At 59.8% G+C, this 17,060-nt stretch carries 21 protein-coding genes and 1 pseudogene; 19 read left to right on the top strand and 3 right to left on the bottom strand.

Translation table 11 applies throughout. The annotated features are described in order from the left end of the window. From ACK4OE_RS06315 to ACK4OE_RS06275, 9 genes and pseudogenes are all read left to right on the top strand, one after another. Positions 1 to 311 (top strand): annotated as a pseudogene (locus tag ACK4OE_RS06315) (glutamine--tRNA ligase); the annotation flags it as partial. Between the two features lie 52 nt (positions 312 to 363). Continuing rightward, positions 364 to 2,862, top strand: a complete 2,499-nt coding sequence (locus ACK4OE_RS06310; RefSeq protein WP_409883802.1) for a type I restriction endonuclease — start codon at positions 364 to 366, stop codon at positions 2,860 to 2,862. 138 nt (positions 2,863 to 3,000) lie between these two features. Beyond that, entirely contained in the window at positions 3,001 to 3,729 is a 729-nt protein-coding gene (locus ACK4OE_RS06305; protein ID WP_409883801.1) for a phospholipase D family protein, read from the top strand. 21 nt (positions 3,730 to 3,750) lie between these two features. After that, the gene (locus tag ACK4OE_RS06300) at positions 3,751 to 4,278 is read left to right on the top strand and encodes a zeta toxin family protein (RefSeq protein WP_409883800.1); all 528 of its coding nucleotides are present in this window, start codon (positions 3,751 to 3,753) and stop codon (positions 4,276 to 4,278) included. Further along, positions 4,275 to 4,496, top strand: coding sequence for a hypothetical protein (locus ACK4OE_RS06295; RefSeq protein WP_409883799.1), 222 nt, complete (start codon positions 4,275 to 4,277; stop codon positions 4,494 to 4,496). Before ACK4OE_RS06300 ends, ACK4OE_RS06295 begins: the two co-directional genes overlap by 4 nt. Positions 4,497 to 4,508: 12 nt before the next feature. Further along, positions 4,509 to 4,835 carry a nucleotidyltransferase family protein gene (locus ACK4OE_RS06290; protein WP_409883797.1) on the top strand — a complete coding sequence of 109 codons (327 nt, stop codon included), beginning with the start codon at positions 4,509 to 4,511 and terminating at the stop codon, positions 4,833 to 4,835. 77 nt (positions 4,836 to 4,912) lie between these two features. Continuing rightward, positions 4,913 to 5,203 (top strand): nucleotidyltransferase family protein, encoded by a 291-nt coding sequence (locus ACK4OE_RS06285; RefSeq protein WP_060987401.1) that lies wholly within the window; start codon positions 4,913 to 4,915, stop codon positions 5,201 to 5,203. Further along, positions 5,200 to 5,553, top strand: a complete 354-nt coding sequence (locus ACK4OE_RS06280; RefSeq protein ID WP_409883795.1) for a DUF86 domain-containing protein — start codon at positions 5,200 to 5,202, stop codon at positions 5,551 to 5,553. The genes ACK4OE_RS06285 and ACK4OE_RS06280 overlap by 4 nt, the downstream gene beginning before the upstream one ends. 92 nt (positions 5,554 to 5,645) lie before the next feature. Beyond that, entirely contained in the window at positions 5,646 to 5,945 is a 300-nt protein-coding gene (locus ACK4OE_RS06275) for a hypothetical protein (RefSeq protein ID WP_409883794.1), read from the top strand. A 133-nt stretch (positions 5,946 to 6,078) separates the two neighbouring features. Here the strand turns inward: ACK4OE_RS06275 and ACK4OE_RS06270 are convergent, their stop codons facing one another. Continuing rightward, positions 6,079 to 7,026: a M14 family metallocarboxypeptidase gene (locus tag ACK4OE_RS06270; protein WP_409883793.1), complete on the bottom strand. Its 948-nt coding sequence runs from the start codon at positions 7,024 to 7,026 to the stop codon at positions 6,079 to 6,081. A gap of 79 nt (positions 7,027 to 7,105) precedes the next feature. Here ACK4OE_RS06270 and ACK4OE_RS06265 point away from each other — a divergent pair, with 79 nt between their 5' ends. From ACK4OE_RS06265 to ACK4OE_RS06230, 8 genes are all read left to right on the top strand, one after another. After that, entirely contained in the window at positions 7,106 to 8,536 is a 1,431-nt protein-coding gene (locus tag ACK4OE_RS06265) for a serine protease (protein ID WP_409883791.1), read from the top strand. Then, positions 8,533 to 9,534 carry an FHA domain-containing protein gene (locus tag ACK4OE_RS06260; protein ID WP_409883790.1) on the top strand — a complete coding sequence of 334 codons (1,002 nt, stop codon included), beginning with the start codon at positions 8,533 to 8,535 and terminating at the stop codon, positions 9,532 to 9,534. The genes ACK4OE_RS06265 and ACK4OE_RS06260 overlap by 4 nt, the downstream gene beginning before the upstream one ends. A 297-nt stretch (positions 9,535 to 9,831) precedes the next feature. Next, complete coding sequence (locus ACK4OE_RS06255) at positions 9,832 to 10,362, top strand: YqhA family protein (protein ID WP_409883789.1); 531 nt, start codon at positions 9,832 to 9,834, stop codon at positions 10,360 to 10,362. A gap of 64 nt (positions 10,363 to 10,426) precedes the next feature. Then, entirely contained in the window at positions 10,427 to 10,753 is a 327-nt protein-coding gene (locus ACK4OE_RS06250; RefSeq protein ID WP_409883788.1) for a hypothetical protein, read from the top strand. A gap of 54 nt (positions 10,754 to 10,807) precedes the next feature. After that, positions 10,808 to 11,431, top strand: a complete 624-nt coding sequence (locus ACK4OE_RS06245; RefSeq protein ID WP_409883787.1) for a transcriptional regulator — start codon at positions 10,808 to 10,810, stop codon at positions 11,429 to 11,431. Then, complete coding sequence (locus ACK4OE_RS06240; RefSeq protein ID WP_409883786.1) at positions 11,415 to 11,834, top strand: hypothetical protein; 420 nt, start codon at positions 11,415 to 11,417, stop codon at positions 11,832 to 11,834. The genes ACK4OE_RS06245 and ACK4OE_RS06240 overlap by 17 nt, the downstream gene beginning before the upstream one ends. 287 nt (positions 11,835 to 12,121) lie before the next feature. Next, positions 12,122 to 12,439 carry a DUF2322 family protein gene (locus ACK4OE_RS06235; RefSeq protein WP_409883785.1) on the top strand — a complete coding sequence of 106 codons (318 nt, stop codon included), beginning with the start codon at positions 12,122 to 12,124 and terminating at the stop codon, positions 12,437 to 12,439. A 144-nt stretch (positions 12,440 to 12,583) separates the two neighbouring features. Further along, positions 12,584 to 13,045: an SRPBCC family protein gene (locus tag ACK4OE_RS06230; protein WP_409883784.1), complete on the top strand. Its 462-nt coding sequence runs from the start codon at positions 12,584 to 12,586 to the stop codon at positions 13,043 to 13,045. A gap of 42 nt (positions 13,046 to 13,087) precedes the next feature. On the opposite strand, the gene ACK4OE_RS06225 is transcribed toward ACK4OE_RS06230, so the two are convergent. Then, positions 13,088 to 13,870 (bottom strand): transporter substrate-binding domain-containing protein, encoded by a 783-nt coding sequence (locus ACK4OE_RS06225; protein ID WP_409883782.1) that lies wholly within the window; start codon positions 13,868 to 13,870, stop codon positions 13,088 to 13,090. A 325-nt stretch (positions 13,871 to 14,195) separates the two neighbouring features. On the opposite strand from ACK4OE_RS06225, the gene ACK4OE_RS06220 reads away from it, so the two are divergent. Next, complete coding sequence (locus tag ACK4OE_RS06220) at positions 14,196 to 14,444, top strand: hypothetical protein (RefSeq protein ID WP_121419513.1); 249 nt, start codon at positions 14,196 to 14,198, stop codon at positions 14,442 to 14,444. A 147-nt stretch (positions 14,445 to 14,591) separates the two neighbouring features. Here ACK4OE_RS06220 and ACK4OE_RS06215 read toward each other — a convergent pair whose 3' ends face one another. Next, positions 14,592 to 15,863, bottom strand: coding sequence for a phospholipase D-like domain-containing protein (locus ACK4OE_RS06215; RefSeq protein ID WP_409883807.1), 1,272 nt, complete (start codon positions 15,861 to 15,863; stop codon positions 14,592 to 14,594). 281 nt (positions 15,864 to 16,144) lie between these two features. On the opposite strand from ACK4OE_RS06215, the gene ACK4OE_RS06210 reads away from it, so the two are divergent. After that, a complete protein-coding gene (locus tag ACK4OE_RS06210; RefSeq protein ID WP_409883780.1) occupies positions 16,145 to 17,032 on the top strand; it encodes a peptidoglycan DD-metalloendopeptidase family protein in 888 nt (295 codons plus the stop codon). Positions 17,033 to 17,060: the final 28 nt, after the last annotated feature.

The following is a 17,060-nucleotide window of genomic DNA, read 5'->3' as shown; positions in this document are numbered from 1 at the left end:
GCGTGAAGGTGAAAGCCGCCATCACCTGGGTGGGCGTGGCCGACGGCGTGAACGCCGAAGTGCGCATGTACGACCGCCTGTTCCTGGACGCCCACCCCGACGCGGGCGGCAAGGACTTCATTGAGAGCCTGAACCCGAACAGCCTGAAGGTGGTGACCGCCATCGTGGAGCCGTCATTGGCCAACGCCAAGCCGGACGACAAGTTCCAGTTTGAACGGCACGGGTACTTTGTGGCGGACCGCGTGGATCACGCGGCGGGGAAGCCGGTGTTTAACTTGGCGGTGGGGTTGAAGGATTCCTGGGGGAAGTGACACAGGAACTCCATCCTTCGCTAGATCAGATAAGAACAGAGGGGGTACAGAGATGGCACAAGACCCGGTTAATAGCTATGGCACTCATGAAGTAATGGAAGCACTTGAGGCTTTGATTCTCGAAAGCAAAGACCGTGCTTTAAACGAAGCAGATACAAGACATAGAGTTATTGACTTCATCATTCACGACTTCCTTTCTTGGCCTAGAAACAGAGTTTCCGTTGAAGAGCATGTGTACCCGGGATATGCAGACTACATTTTAAAGAAGAACAACGACGACGCAATTTTGGTAATAGAAGCCAAGAAAGAAGGCGTCTTCTTTGAAATCCCAGTTGCGTACAACAGTAACGAAACCTCATGTTTCATAAATATCAAGAAGCTCATTTCCGATCAGAGTATTAGCGCTGCAATAAATCAGGTTAGAAACTACTGTTTTGAGCTCGGCTGCGAATACGCCTGCATCACAAACGGACATGAATGGATATTCTTCAAGACTTTCGAAAAAGGCAAAAAGTGGGATAATCTGCAGGCGTTTGTAGTAAGAAATCTGCACTTCTTTCTCAAGGAATACACCAAAGCAGTAAATCAGTTTTCGTTTACTTCAGTGATCGAAAATTCTTCGCTTCCCACACTCCTTACCAGCGCCCCTCCAAAGGATCGAAGCATCTATTTCCCAAAAGAAAAGATCTCTTCTTATGCACATCCAATCACATCAAATCGCTTAGCCACAAGACTGCGGCCGATTGCAAAAAAATATTTCGGAGTCATTGCTGATGGTGACCGCGATTTCATGGATAACTGCTACGTGTCACAACGGGAGTATCAAGGGACTTTCGACGGCATGCGGTCACTTATTAAAGACTCCCTCTCCCCCTATCTCCAAGAGTACGGAATTCAACAACTAGAAGATACAGGCAAGGGCGGGCAACTTGGTGGTCGACTTGCGAGAAATCTAAAAAACAAGCGCGCAAGCGATGTATTAGTACTTTTCGGTGGCAAAGGAGCAGGGAAATCGACATTCATAAAACGCCTGTTACACCACAACCCGCCGCGGTGGCTTAAGGATCGTGCAGCCGTTGCGATTGTTGACCTACTAAATACTCCAGAAGATATAGAAATAATCAGAAAATTTATTTGGGACTCTTTAGTTAATTCGTTTGATACGAATTCCCTCTTGAATGCAGACCGTGAGACGCTTTTAAGCGAACTCTTTAAAGACCGTTTCGATATTGCACAAAAGCAAAATCTTGCGGGCCTCAACAGCAATACAGAAGCCTACAACCTCACTCTAAACAGACTCGTTTCGGAGTGGAAAGACGATAAGATCTATTGCGCACAGAGACTTGTCCAGTATTGGGCGAAACAAGGGAAAGGCGTAATCGTTATCGTTGACAACACAGATCAATATTCGTCTGAAGTTCAAGATTTCTGCTTCACGTCTGCTCAGGAAATTGCAAAACAACTAAACTGCATGGCACTAATTTCCATGCGAGAAGAACGTTTTTTCAATTCAAAAATTCATGGTGTACTTGACGCGTTTCAGAAATCCGGATTTCATATCAGCTCACCCAAACCGTCAGAAGTTTTCAAAAAGCGGCTGGACTACATAGTTGATTTGATTAAGGGCAGAAAGAAAAGCAACGATGGAATGACCTTTGCCGACGACAAGTTCAACACAGATTGCGTCAACTATTTAAATATTCTTACTCGGGAATTCTCAAACGACACGTCGCCACTAAATAGCTTTTTGACAGCCTGCGCCCATGGTGACATTCGCCTTTCCCTCGATCTTTTCAGTAGCTTTCTCTTATCGGGGTACACCAATGTTGACGAAATGATCGGTAGTGGCCATTGGACTTTTAAAATACACCAGGTCATCAAACCGGTAATGGTCCCAACAAGATATTTTTATGATGAGCATCTGAGCGACATACCGAACGTATTTCAAATCCGCTCTCCCAGACACGGATCGCACTTCACGAGCCTCCGAATATTGAGAAAGATCTCCAAAGGGGTTGACATATCCTCTCCAGCGTATTTTTCCGTTGCGGAACTTCGCGCCTATTTTGCAGAGACTTTCAGAATGGTGGAGGATTTTGAAAACAACCTTGATGTACTGTTAAAGCATGGTTTTATCGAATCGAACAATCGCCTTGATTACTTTTCGCCTTTGGTCGATTCAGTGAAAATTACAAACTATGGCTTGTACGTATACCAAGATTTAGCCTTCTATTTCACGTATCTCGATCTGATATGTACGGACTGTGGCATATTTGATCTGCAAGTCAGCAACTATCTGGCTGAAGCTGCAAAAACGGAGTATTCATACTTCACCAAACATGAAAAGGTTGAGCGGATCAAGGTTCGCTTGGATCGCGTAGAGCGCTTTCTAAATTACCTGTTCTCCGAGGAAAACCTCGAACGCGAAACATACTCGCTGGGCATGCCAAAAGAGGAGATGTTTAGCTTCAGGGCAATACAAGACTTCACGAAAGAGAAAGTTGAAATTTTGCGCAGCGCAACTAAGCAACCCAGAGCTCGCGGGAATTGAAAAGGACTAGGGGGCGCATTGGTCGATGTGTCGCCCGCCGGCAACGGGGTCCGATATGGCCTTTTGCCTTTATTGACGATCCAGGTCAGCTGCTATCAATAAGCCTTAAACGTTATTTTCCACGGGAAGTCAGCATAAATGGCAAAGTTTCTTTCGACAACCGGCACAAACTACCACTTGGAAGAACTAATCAAAGGTGCATCAGACCGATTAATACTGATCAGCCCCTTCCTCAAGCTCAACGACCGCATGAAGGAGCTGCTGGCCGACAAAAACCGTCTGAAAATCGACGTTCGCATCGTCTACGGTAAAAGCGAGTTGCAGCCGCAAGAGATTGAATGGCTGCGCGGCCTGACCTACATCCGCACCAGCTTCTGCAAGAACTTGCACGCCAAGTGCTACATGAACGAAGAGATGTGCATCATCACCAGCCTGAATCTGTACGAATTCAGCCAGGTGAACAACAACGAGATGGGCATCCTGATTCAGCGCAGCGACGACGGACAGCTCTACAAAGACGCTTATGAAGAGGCGCAGCGCATCATTCGGATCAGCGATGAAGTCCGGATATCGCTGGAGCGTGTCGCCAGCAGCGAACCTGAACCTGCTGCAACCCAAAGCGTAGAGGCCTCAAGCACCGACAGCGAAACATCTAGTGGCGACAAGGTTCCATCTTCCAAGCTGGCCCAGAAGTTCGGACTTAAAACGGCGCAACTGCTGGACCGGGCCACCGAACTGGGCTATCTCACGCAGCAAGGGGACAAACACGCGCTTACAGCGAAGGGTGAGCAGGCGGGCGTGGAGTTTGTCGCGAAGTCCCGTTTTGGCCCTTACTTTTTGTGGCCGCAGGATCTGGCTTTGCACTGACCCGCAGACCGCCCTCACTCCATGACTGAAACCGAGCCGCGCGCCATCATCATCGCGGGCCCCAACGGTGCCGGTAAAACAACGTTTGCGCGCGAGTTTCTACCCATGGAGGCTCAGTGCCCGGTGTTCGTCAATGCCGATCTGATTGCAGCGGGCCTGTCGCCCTTTGCACCTGAAGTCGCTGCGATTAAGGCGGGTCGGATCATGCTGGCGGAAATCGACGACCACGTTGCACATCGCCGCAGCTTTGCGTTGGAAACGACTTTGTCTGGGCGGGCTTATGCAGCGAAGTTGCTGCATTGGCGAACGCTTGGCTATCACGTCAGCTTGTATTTTCTGCAATTGCCAACGGCTGAAATGGCGATTGATCGGGTAAGGGTTCGAGTGTCGCAGGGTGGCCACAACATTCCAGACGATGTGATTCGTAGGCGGTTTGCGGCAGGGCTGAACCAGTTCGAAAAGACCTACAAGCCCATCGTCAACGCGTGGTTCCTATATAAAAACCAGCACCGACCGCCGATGTTGCTGTCTGAAGGAGTCAACCCATGAGTGCATTAGCCCCCACAACACCCGCCGCCTCAAGCCCCGCCCAAGCCGCATTGGCAGCGCTGACGCGTGCGGGGCTGCGCGCGGCTGAAGATGCCAAGCGGTCAGACACGTACATGGTTGTCGCAGAAAACGGGAAAGTGCTGCATATCAGTCCCCAAGAGTTTTTGCACGGCCGTGAAGAGCAGTCCTCGCCGCCAAGCGGCAAGACCAGCGACTAGCTGACAACCACCATGCACCCCGCAATCGCCCAACACCGCTCCGGCATTGCCGCCATCTGCCAGCGCTACGGTATTCGGCGGCTGGAAGTGTTTGGCTCGGCTGCGCGGGTCAGTGACTTTGACCCGGCGCACAGCGATGCTGACTTTCTGGTGGAGTTTTCGCCAGACGTTGAGCCAGGGCTCCATTCGATTTTTGGTGCCAAGGCTGATCTGGAGGCCCTGCTCGGCCGGGGCGTGGACTTGGTGGAGCCAGGCGCAGTGCGCAACCCCTACATGCTGGCCAGCATCAACCGCCACCGCGCGATCATCTTTTTGGACGAGCACTCGCTATCGGTTTAGTAGCTGCTGGCGCACTTTCTGAAAGCGCTGGAGGCCAATTTGTCTCATAAAAACGCAACGCTACTAAACTCCAACCCATGCGCCCCTCCGAAGCCCTTTCCCTGCATCGCTCGCAAATCCGCGAGATCGCACTGCGCCACCGCGTGAGCAGCGTGCGGGTGTTTGGGTCGGCGCTGCATGGGGACGACACGGCCGACAGCGACCTGGACCTGTTGGTGGAGCCCACCGCGCAAACCACGCTGATGGACATTGGCGCGATCCGGTTTGAACTAAAGCAGTTGCTGGGCATGGAGGTGGATGTGCTCACCCCCAACAGCCTGCCCGCCAGCTTTCGCGACCAAGTGCTGCGCGAGGCGATGGCCGTATGAGCCGAGCGCACCCGCTGCGGGTGGCGGACTATTTGCAGCACATCCTGGAGGCCGTCGACAACATTCAGGACTACACGGTGGGGATGGACTTGGCGGCCTTCCTGGCAGACCGCAAGACATGCGACGCCGTGATTCGCAACCTGGAGGTGATCGGTGAGGCCAGCAACAACGTGGCCAAGAACCACCCCGAGTTTGCGCAGAAACATGCCCATGTTCCGTGGGGCTTCGCCTATGAAATGCGCAATGCACTGGCCCACGGCTATTTCACCGTAGACCTCGCCATCGTCTGGCAAACCGTGCAGAACGACCTGCCAGCGCTGCGGGCGCAAGTAGCAGCACTCTCGCTTTAGATTGCTTCAATTTCGATAGCTGCTTGCGCTTATCCATCAAGCGCCAGAGGCAAATTTCATCTAAAGAACAGCAGCACCACCAACGCCCCTCCATGACGCCTCCGTTCACCCCCACATTCGCCCACGTACCGCCCGGCCCGGTGACTGGTCCCTTGCAGTTGTTGCCCGTCAACGCTGCCGTGGTGGCGGTGCACACGGCCACCGGCGCACACGTAGGCTCGCTCAAGCTGGTCGGTGGGGTCTGGAAGTTCAAGGCCATGGGCTACAGCGCTGCCGGTGGCATGGAGCCAGGCCACGGACCGCTGACGGAGCAGCACAACATGCAGTTCGCTACGCCTGATGCGGCCGATGTGAGTGCCCGGTTGCTGGGATCTCTACTGAATCCGCCGTAAAAGTCACCCAGCTTCAAGCCCCTGGGGGCGCCAAGAACTCAGCGGCAAAATTGCTACGTTTATAGTAGCTACTAGCGCTTACCTATCAATCGCTAGAGGCCTATTTGGCACTAAAAACGATCAGCGAATAGCGCTACTTCGTCTCCCCACACACAAACTCCACCGCCGCACACACCGCCGCCACCTGGGCCTCAATGCACTGCTCTGGCGTGGCGCGGGGGCTGTCGGGGTACACCTCCGTCGTCGTGGTGTAGCGCGCGCCGCTGATGCCCGCGCACAGGCCCCAGGCCTTGAATTCGTAGCGGATCACGCCGGGCTCGGTCATGGGCGAGCCGATGATTTCGTTCTTGTCGTCCGCAGGCGCGATGTGCGTCACCCGGCTGACCGCCTCGATGATGGCCTGATGGAATGCGGGCTGGGGGTTCTCGGTGTCATCCACCAAATAGAAGCCATCCGGGATGCTGCCAGGCTCAAACACCTTGCCGTCGCGCGCGGCCACTGCGGGGCGGTATTCGGATTCGTCGGTGTCGGTGGTTTCGTGCAGGTCGATGTGGGCAGAGAACGGGCCATATTGGCCTTGGTGCTGCGCCACCAGCCGCATGAGCGCCAAGGATTCTTGCGCGGGGGAGCCTTCTTTGAACGAGCGGTTGGGGTCGATGGCGTCGAAGTTCCAGCGCTGAAACCGCTCATACCCCCAGGGGCTGACGCAGGGCACCACCAGCAGGTTGGCGCGGCCTGCAAAGCGTTCGGCTTGCGTATCCACAAAACGCAGCGCGCCGTGCACACCGCTGGTTTCGTAGCCGTGCACGCCGCCGGTGACGAGCACGCTGGGCAGGCCGGGCTGCCAGTTGCGGGTGCGGATGGCGCGCAGGGGGAAGCGTTCTGCGGGGTGGTGATCGTTCTCGTACATCACATCGCCATACAGCTCCACATCAAACCGGCCGCGCAGTGCCTCGATGGCGGTGAGCACGTCGTCGGCGTAGCTGCGCTGGCGCACCTGGCGCGCGCGCCATTGGTCGCGCTCTGCGGCGCCCCAGGGTTGGCCGGGCGTGCCGATGGGATAGGTGTGGGTTTCTTGCATGGGTGGGTGGGGGCGTGGATATTGGACGGGTTGCCCAGGCAGAACCTGGTGCGATACAGAGCGTTCATAGAATACCGCGATGCCCTTCCCCCTGACCCGGCCCCTGCGGCTGGCCACCTCGTCCCTGGTTCTGCTGCTCTGCGCCCTGGGCGCCCACGCACAGAATGCCCCTCCACCCGCCGCCGCCCACACCCCGGCAACTCGCCCTGCGGGCAGTGACCCGGCAGACGGCACCACAACGCCACCGGGGGCCGCTGCAGCCTCAGCACCCACCGGGGCGGATGCCGCCCTGCTGTCGCGCGATGCCCGGCGAATTTATGAGCTGTCGCGCGACAAGCTGGTGCAGATCCGCACGCTGCTGCGCAATGCCAACACGCAGGCGTCGATTGGCTCGGGTTTTTTTGTATCGGCCGATGGGCTGATCGTGACGAACTTCCACGTGGCCAGCCAGCTGGCGCTGGAGCCCGAGCGCTACCGGGGTGTGTACGTGACGATGGAAGGCCAAGAGGGCGAGGTGGAGCTACTGGCGTTTGACGTGCAGCGCGACCTGGCCGTTCTGCGCGCCAAGGGCCGCACGGCGGCAGCGCCGGTGCTGGGTTTCAGGCCCGCCGACGAAGCGCTGGCACAGGGCGAGCGCATCTACTCGCTGGGCAACCCGCTGGACATTGGCTTTGCCGTGACCGAGGGCACTTATAACGGGCTGGTCAAACGCAGCTTTTACCCACGCATCTTTTTTGGCGGCACGCTGAACCCCGGCATGAGCGGCGGCCCGGCGGTGGACGACGCAGGCCGGGTGCTGGGCGTGAACGTGGCCAAACGGCTGGATGGCGAGCAGGTGAGCTTTTTGATCCCGGCCGAGTTTGCGCAGGCGCTGGTGCAGCGCGCGGCCAACGCGCAACCCATCACCCAGGCCGCGCATGGCGAGATGACGCGGCAGCTGATGGAGCACCAGCAGGTGCTGACCGACCGGTTTTTGAAAGCGCCGTTTCGCGAGCAGCGCCACGGCAACTACCGCGTGCCGGTGCCCGACGATGCGCTGGCGCGGTGCTGGGGGTCGGGGCGCGACCCGGCCTTCCCGGGGCTGAACCTGGAGCGCACGCAGTGCCGGGCCGACAGCGATGTGGTGGCGGGTGACTTCAACACCGGCGCGGTGCGGCTGGGCTATGAGGCCTACAACGCCCCCACGCTGGGCGCTGCGCGGTTTGCGCGCATGTTTTCGCAAAGCTTTGCCAACGAGCAGCTGCAGACCCGCGGCAACCGCCACCAAACGGCGGCCGAATGCAGCGAGCGCTTTGTAGACCCCGGCAGCCTGCCGCTGCGCGCGGTGGTCTGCATGTCGGCCTACCGCAAGCTGCCCGGTCTGTACAACATGACCATCCTGGCCGCGTCCACCAACCAGCCCACGCAAGGCATTTTGGGCCGCCTGGACGTGCAGGGCATTGCGTTTGACAACGGCATGAAGCTGGCCAGCCACTACCTGAACGCCTTCCGCTGGGAGGCCGCACCATGATCATGCCCACCCTCGGACTGATCGAAGCCTTTGACCGCCATGGCGCCTTGCTGGCACGCGCACCCATCACGCGCTGGCCCGTAACCGTGGGCCGCGCGCTGGACTGCGACCTGGTGCTGGACGACCCGTTTGTGGCGCCCACGCACTTGCGCATTGATCGCGTTGTAGATGCCCCCCGCACGGTGCAGGTGGAGGTGCTGGAGACGCGCAACGGCGCACGCCTGCAGCGCAAGCCAAGTAGTAAGCACTATGGCCAGGGCGAGCGGTTTGACTGGCCCGACGGCACGCCCATTGACCTGGGTCACACCCACGTCACGCTGCGCCTGGCCGATACGCCGATTGCAGCCGAGCAGCCGCTGCCGCAGTTTCCATGGCGCACGGTGGCCACCACGGCCGTTCTGATGGCGCTGGTGGTGGCCGTAGCGCTGGGGTCGTCGTGGCTGGACGCACGCGATGCGTCCAAATACCTGCAGTCGCTGCCGGGCGCGCTGCTGATGTTGCTGCTGGTGCTGGGTGCCTGGTCGGGCCTGTGGTCGGTCGCCAACAAGGTGTTTGCGGGGCATCTGCAGTTCTGGCGCCATGTGCGCATTGCGTGTGTGGTGTACCTGGTGGCCGACGCGCTGCAGCTGACGACGAACCTTGCCGCGTTTGCGTTCTCGCTGGAGTCGCTGGCGCGCTTTGACAATGTGCTGATGGTGCTGGTGCTGGCCGGGGGGCTGTACGCGCACCTGGCAACCATCCTGCCTCGCCGCCGCGTGGGCCTGGCATGGACGGTGGTGGCCGTGGTCGCGCTGGGCGTGCCGTCATGGCTGGGCGCGCAGTGGCTCAACCGCATGCGCCTGACGGACGCGATGTACATGAGCAGCATCTTCCCCCCCAGCCTGCGCGTGGCGCCTGCCGTGCCGGTGGAGCAGTTTCTGCAAGACACCGAAGCCCTGCGCAGCAAACTGGACCGCCGCCTGCGCGGTGACGGCCTGGCGGAGGAAGAGGACGAGTAAGTGAGCAGGCGGGGCCGGCGTTGAAGACGTGTTTCTCATGTTTGACAAAAGGCCATCCTCAAGCGTGCAAGACGTGCTTCACCGTGCCGGGCGTGCCGGGCGGCCCGGGTGCACGGGGCTGGCGGGCCGGTGATAACACGCAATGCCTTGCCCCGCAAAGCCTTTGCCAAGCGAGCCTATGATTCGGCCCGGCAGCTCACGCGCTGCTGTGGTGCAAGCAAGTTTTAAACACACCAAACAACCCAACAAGCAAACAAGCAAACAAGCAAACAAGCAAACAAGCAAACAAGGCATTTCATGGAAAAAATTCTTTCAGGCATGGGCTCGCTGCTGTACCGCATGCGCTTCACCATGCTGTTTTTCTACGTGGGGCTGGTGGCCATCATCTTCGGCATCCTGGGCAAGTTTCTGCTGGAGACCTTCAAGCTCATGCAGACGCTGCTACTGGGCGACCTGGAGAAGATCGAGCTGATCATCAAGGTGCTGGAGCTGGTGGACATGACCATGGTGGCCCAGCTGGTGTGGGTGGTGGCGCTGGCCGGGGTGTCGCTGTTTGTGACCACGGGGCACTTTGACAAGACCGACATGAAAAAGCCCGACTGGCTTGACCATGTGAACACCTACAACCTCAAGCTCAAACTGGCGTTTGCCATCATCTCCATCTCGGGCGTGCATGCGCTCAAGACCTACCTGAGCGGCGATCTGTCGCTGGAGAGCGTGAAGATCGTCACCTTTATCGCCATCATCCACTTCACCTTTGTGCTGTCGGCCATCGGCATCTCGTTTGCCGAACGGCTCACGCGCGACAAGGCGCACAGCGAGCACTGAAGCCGCGTAAGCGAAGCCGCCGCGCCCGCCGTCCCCGCTCCCCGCTTCTGCCTTCACCCCCCGCATGGCCCGCCGCCCCCACCACCATGTGTACGTTGTCGAGCTGTCGAAAGACGTGCTGCTGGAGCCGCGCTTTCGGCGCTGCAACCCCGGCTACATCGACGGCAAGCCCTGCGTGTATGTGGGCATGACGGGCCTGGACCCGGACGTGCGGTTTGACAAACACAAGGCGGGCATCCAGGCCAACCGGTTTGTGACGCAATACGGCCTGCGCCTGCTGCCTGATTTGTATGAAGGCTTCAACCCCATGAGCTACGAAGACGCGGTGGACCGGGAGATCGAGATTGGCATCGACCTGCGGTCGGCAGGGTTTGGGGTGTGGCAGGCGTGATGCGTGCCGGCTGAATCGACATAAAACCCCAAAAAAGGTACGATGAAACCCAATATGGGTATTTCAACCATCCCCCTCGATGCATCTCCCACTGCAAACGCCCTGTTTCCAAAGGTGCGTCAGCGCGTCTTGGCCGTGCTGTTTGGAACACCGGACCGGAGCTTTTACGCCAATGAGGTGATTGCCTTGGCGCAGTCGGGCACAGGCGCGGTGCAGCGAGAGCTGGCGGACCTGTCAGCTGCGGGGCTGCTCACGGTGAGCAAACAGGGCAATCAAAAGCACTACCAGGCCAACGCCAGCGCCCCCGTGTTTGCAGAGTTGCGCGGGCTGGTGCTAAAGACCATGGGGCTGGCCGATGTGCTGCGGACCGGGCTGGCGCCGCTGGCGGGGCAGATTGAAGGCGCGTTCATCTACGGATCAGTGGCGCGCCAGCAAGACACGGCGCAGAGCGATGTGGATGTGATGATCGTGAGCAGCACCTTGGGCTACGGCGAGGTGTTTAGCGCCCTGGAAGGCGCCACCGTGTCGCTGGGCCGCAAGGTCAACCCCACGCTGTACAGCCTTGCCGACTGGGCTCAGCGCCTGGACAGTGACAATGCCTTTGCCACCCGTGTGTGGCAGCAACCCAAAATCTGGCTGATAGGAAACGAGGCCCAGCTCCATGCACCCAGCACTTGAAAACCTGTGCGGCCCAGGCAAGCAACTCAAAGCCGAGGCTCCGGATGAGAAGGAAATTGCAGGGCTGCTGCGCACTGGCATCGCTCGCCTGCACGATGCGCAAAACACGGCGTTGGCACTAGAGAGCCGTTTTGATCTGGCCTACAACGCCGCGCACGCTTTGTGTCTGGCGGCGTTGCGGCGCATGGGCTACCGGGCAGGTAACCGCTACATCGTGTTCCAGGTATTGCCCCACACACTGGGATTAGGGCCCGAGGTGTGGCGCGTGCTGGACAAATGCCACAACACACGCAACCTGGGCGAGTACGAGGGCATGCTGGACGTGGACGAACGGCTGGTGAAGGATCTGGTGAGCGCCACGGAATCGGTGTCGCAGGCTCTTCAGCAACTGCGCAGCGGCTAGGAGCCTGTCGGACTTGGAAATCGTCGGCTGCAAATTGACCCCAGCGGTCCATTTTTCACCGTCTTTTTGCCCCATAGCTCGGCTATGGGGCTGCAAATCCGGCAAAAACTTGCCTCGCTGAGGCCAATTTTCGCTTTCGACGCTCCAAGTCCGACAGGCTCCTAGCCGCGCAGCCGCCGCGGGCTTGCGCGCAACCACGCCACGAAAATACTCATCTATTCATAGCTATCAACGCTTATCCATCAAGCGCTAGAGGCCAATTTCATTCATATTTTTCACCAACAACCATGAACTTTGCAGACCGCTTGAAACAACTCCCCGCCGCCAGCCACCTCGCCGCCCTGCACCTGCTGGGTGCCGACGGCCAGGTGCTGGCCACCATCGAGAACAAGCCCGGCCAGACCGGGTCGCTGGTGGTGTACGCCGCGTTGGCTGCCTTGTACGGCGGCCGCATCACGCCTGCGGCAGCCAGCCTGGGGCTGGAGTGGTATGCCGAGCACGTGGCGGACGCGCAGGCCTTCCCCGGCAAGCACCCCAACATTGATCGGCTGCTGGCATGGGCGCAGGGCAGCGAGAGCTTTGGGGTTCGCACGGTTTTGGCCTGAGACTAAAAACTGCGGAAGCAGCGGCAGTTAGTCGAAACCGCGCAGGCTTGTTCGTCGTAGGGGTGTGAACACGTGAACTGAACGATATGGTTTAGCCGTTCACGCTTTTATCCACCCAGATTTCCACCCCCAGGAGACCCAAGCATGACGACCAACACAAGCACCGGCACCGTCACCCTGCACCGCGTGCTACGCGCCCCGGCAGAGCGCATCTACCGCGCGTTTCTCAACCCGGACGCCATGTGCAAATGGCTGCCGCCCCACGGGTTTACCGGGCGCGTGCTCAGCATGGATGCGCGCGTGGGCGGGGGCTACCGCATGCAGTTCACCAACTTCAGCAATGGCCAGACGCATACATTTGGCGGCGAGTACGTGGAGCTGGTGCCGGGCGAGCGCATTGTCAACACCGACCGTTTTGACGACCCCAACCTGCCGGGCGAGATGCGCAGCACCATCCAGCTCAAGAAGGTGATGACGGGCACCGACGTCTCCATCGTGCAAGAGCGCATACCGGCTGCAATTCCCACCGAGATGTGCTACCTGGGCTGGCAGGAGTCTCTGCAGCTGCTGGCGCTGCTGGTGGAGCCTGAGATTCCGGGCGAGTAACTCGCACGCCCCTGGGCCCAGGCTCTGATCACTTCAGCGACTTCACTTCAACCACTTGTCTGCCGCCTGCTTGATGGTGCCCCGGCTGTCCACCAGTCCCCACACAAAGCCCATCACGCGCACATAGTCGGCGTCGTCGGTGGGCAGCATGAAGCCCAGGTAGTTCTTGGGCGTCAACGGTGCATCCACAAACGCGGCGTGCAGGCGCGGGTCGGCCTTGGCGTAGTGCAGGGCTTCATACGTCTCGGTGATCATCACGTCGCCCTTGCCCTCGGCAATCAGCGCGGGGATCTCGGCGTTCTTGTCGTGCGTGCTGACCTGCGCGGCCTTCAGGTTGGCCAGCACATAGGTTTCGTTGGTGCCGCCAGGGTTCTTGATGACGCGCACGGCGGGCTGGTTCATGGCGTCCACGCCGGTGTATTTGGCCTTGTCGGCAGTGCGCACCAGGGCCACTTTGCCAAAGGGGGCGTAGCCAGGCAGCATGTCAAAGATGCGCATGCGGTTGACGTTGCGGGTGATGCCACCCACAGCAACGTCGAACTTGTCGCCCTGCAGGTCCTTCACCAGGTTGGGCCAGGTGGTGGGCACGTATTCGATCTTCACACCCAGCTCCTTGGCCATGGTCTCGATCACGTCGATGTCGTGGCCGCTGTAGCCCGCGTCGGTCTTGATGGCAAACGGGCGGTAGTCGCCGGGCGTGCCCACGCGGATGACCTTGGCCTCCATGATCTTGTCGAGGCGGGGGCCCGCTTGCGCGGCGTGGCTGAAAGCAAGGCTGGTCAGCACGGCGGCTGCGGTCAGGGCAAGGTTTTTTTTGGTGATCATTTCTAGGTTTCCAGACAGTGCGCGACGTGTTGGCGCGATGGATGCCAGCACCGAAGTCGCCACAAACAATACAGCAGGCCCACGGGCACAACGGAGCGCGCACGCAGACGGAGGCTCCTGGGGCCTGTGGAGGCATCGGCACCAGCACACACCAGGCACCGCAAGTGGCGTGCCAGAGAAGGGCACTGTGCGGGTGCAAAACCTTGCAGCTCACCTTGGCGAGCGCTCTACTTTTTGTAGCGCATTGGGCTTTGCCGATAAGCGCTGCACCTTCGTTTCTCACCAAACTGAGTTACCCTGCCCGGTTAGCAACAAGGAAATCACCATGAAAAAACTCAACGTCACCATCCAACTCGAAATGACCGTGCCCGACGACTGGGAGCTGGTGGACACCTCCGAAGGCACGCCGGTCATCAAGCTGCCCGATGGCAAGTTCATGGACATCGCCATCGAACCCCTGTTTGCCGCCGACCCTGAAGACCTGTGGGCCAGCACTGAAGACGAGGATGTGCTGGACGACATCCTGGACATGGTGGACAGCGAAGCGGTGACGTACGAGTTTGTGACGCACTGATCAACCCACAACGGGCAGACCCCCCGGGTTAACGCACCCAGGTGATCTATGCCCTTCGCCAAGCAGGGCGGTTAACGCTACGTTTTTGATAGCTGCTAGCGCTTTACCCCAAAGCGCTAGCGCCCTATTTCATTCAAAAATCCCCACTCACAACTGCGAGCGCAGCAAGGCCGTCATCTTCTCGTGCACCTTCTCGCGCAGGGGGCGGTCCAGCCAGGCCTCGTAGGTCACGCGGCGTGATTGGTTGATGTCGTCTTCAAACACCTCTGTCTGGCGCTGGGCAAACTTTGCGTCGTAGACGTTCAGGTTGGCCTCGTCGTTCAGGCGGAACGAGCGGTTGTCAAAGTTGGTGGAGCCCACCGACACCAGCAGCTGGTCCACGATCATGACCTTGCAGTGGTACATGGTGGGCCCGTACTCATAGATCTCGGCACCGGCTTGCAGCAGCTCGCCCCAGGTGGCGCGCGATGCGGCTTTGACGGTTGCCGTATCGGTGTGCTCGCCGGGCGTGACCATGCGCACGCGTACGCCACGGGCCAGGGCGTCCATCAACAGTTTTTGTGTCAGCTCGTCGGGCACAAAGTACGCCACCGACAGGTCGATGCTGCGCTCGGCCGCGGTGATGGCCAGGTGGTACATCAGCTGCATGCTCTCGCTGCCGCTCGATGGCGAGCTGGAGAACATCTGCGCCTTTTGCGTGCCCACCGGCGGCTGCTGATTCAGCGGCGGAAAGTACACGTCGCCATGCAACACCTTGCCGGTGACCTTGAGCCAGTTGTCCAAGAACGTGGCCTGCATCTGCGCCACTGCGGGGCCGCGCACTAGGTAGTGCGAGTCACGCCAGTGGTCGGGGTCTGTGGCGTTGCCCGTCCACTCGGGCGCAATGCCCACGCCACCAGTAAAGCCCACCTGCCCGTCCACCACCAGCAACTTGCGGTGCGTGCGGTTGTTCATGCGGGCCAGGTTGTACCAATGCGGTTTGTGAAACTTCTCAATCTGCACACCCGCCTGCTTCATGTCGGCGAGGTAGCTCTCTTCCATCTTGGCGCTGCCCACCCAGTCAAGCAGCACATGCACCTTCACGCCAGCACGCGCACGTTCGCTCAGCGCGTCGGCAAAGGCCTTGCCGATGTCTCCTGACCAGTAGATATACGTTTCAAACGTGACGCTGTGGCGCGCGGCCTTGATGGCGGCCAGCATGGGCGGAAAGATCTGGTCGCCGTTGAGCAGCTCGGTCACCTCGTTGCCGCCCACAATGCCAGGGCCCAGCAGGCTACCCAGCGCCCGTTCGAACTGCGGGCTGGCGGTGTTGTACAGGCGGGGCAGTTGCTGCTGCACCTTTTTTTCGCCAGCGGTGAAGTTGAGTGCCAGCAGCACAAGGACGCCCGTTACCAGGGCAGTCACAACAACAGTGAACATGGTGGAACGGGGGCGACCCTCTGGTTTTTTCATGGCGAGATTGTGGGCGGCCACGGCGTAACGCACTGTAGGCGGACGTCGCCAACGGCGGGCTGGCGCAGCCAGAGGGACGATGGCCTGGGGCGCGGCGGCACAATGGCGCGCTGAGTCTTTGGTGACTGCCCGCCGAGGCCCTTGGCGCTTGCCCGGCGACACGCGCACCGCGCACCTGGCACCTACTTTCCCATCACCCTTCATGCTTGCCCCCTACCGTGTCTGACCCCGCCGCCCTTCCGCTCCCAATGACCCCGTCAACCATGAACCGCCGCACCGCGGTGCTGGGCGCTGCCAGCCTGCTGGCGCTGCCCGCCGCGGGCCGCGAGGCCAAGCCGTTGCCCCCGCCACCCACGCTGTGGCCCCAGGCCTTGCAGGTGCCGGGCGGGGTGGCGCGTTTGTCGCTGGGCCCGGCGGCCATGCGGCCGGTGGCGCATGTGCGCCAGGGTGATGTGGATGTACCGCTGCTGGTGCAGGGCGACGCGATCGAGTGGACCGCCGTGGCAGGCATACCGCTGGCGGCTGTGGCAGGCCCCGCGCATATCACGGTCATGACAACCACGGGCGCACAGAGGCAAGTGCCCTACACCGTGGCCGCCAAGCGGTACCAGGAGCAGCACCTCAAGGTGTCGCCCCGCACGGTAGACCTGTCGCCCGAGGACCAGGCCCGCTACGAGCGAGAGCGCGACCACCAGCTGCAGGTAATGGCGACCTTTACCGAGCAGCCCGCGGGTGCTGCCTTGCTGTCGCTGCGCATGCAAGTACCGGTGGCAGGACGCCGCTCCAGCTCGTTCGGCCTGCGCCGCGTGTTCAACGGCCAACCGCGCAATCCGCACAGCGGCATGGACATTGCCGCAGCCACGGGCACACCCATCGTGGCGCCGCTGGCGGGCCGGGTGATTGATGTGGGCGACTACTTCTTCAACGGCGGCACGGTGTGGCTGGACCACGGCCAGGGCCTGCTGAGCATGTATTGCCACCTGAGCAGCATGGATGTGCGCGTGGGCGATGTGCTGCAGACGGGCGACGCGTTCTGCAAAGTGGGCGCCACCGGCCGCGTGACCGGCCCGCACCTGCACTGGGGCGTGATGCTCAACCGCACGATGGTGGATCCCGCCCTATTTGTGCCCGCTTGACGAGTACTCACTGCGCGCGGGTCAGACG

The sequence above is a fragment of the Acidovorax sp. genome, assembly GCF_046314175.1.
Lineage (GTDB): Bacteria > Pseudomonadota > Gammaproteobacteria > Burkholderiales > Burkholderiaceae_C > Acidovorax.
This window is presented reverse-complemented; position numbering and strand designations above follow the sequence as displayed.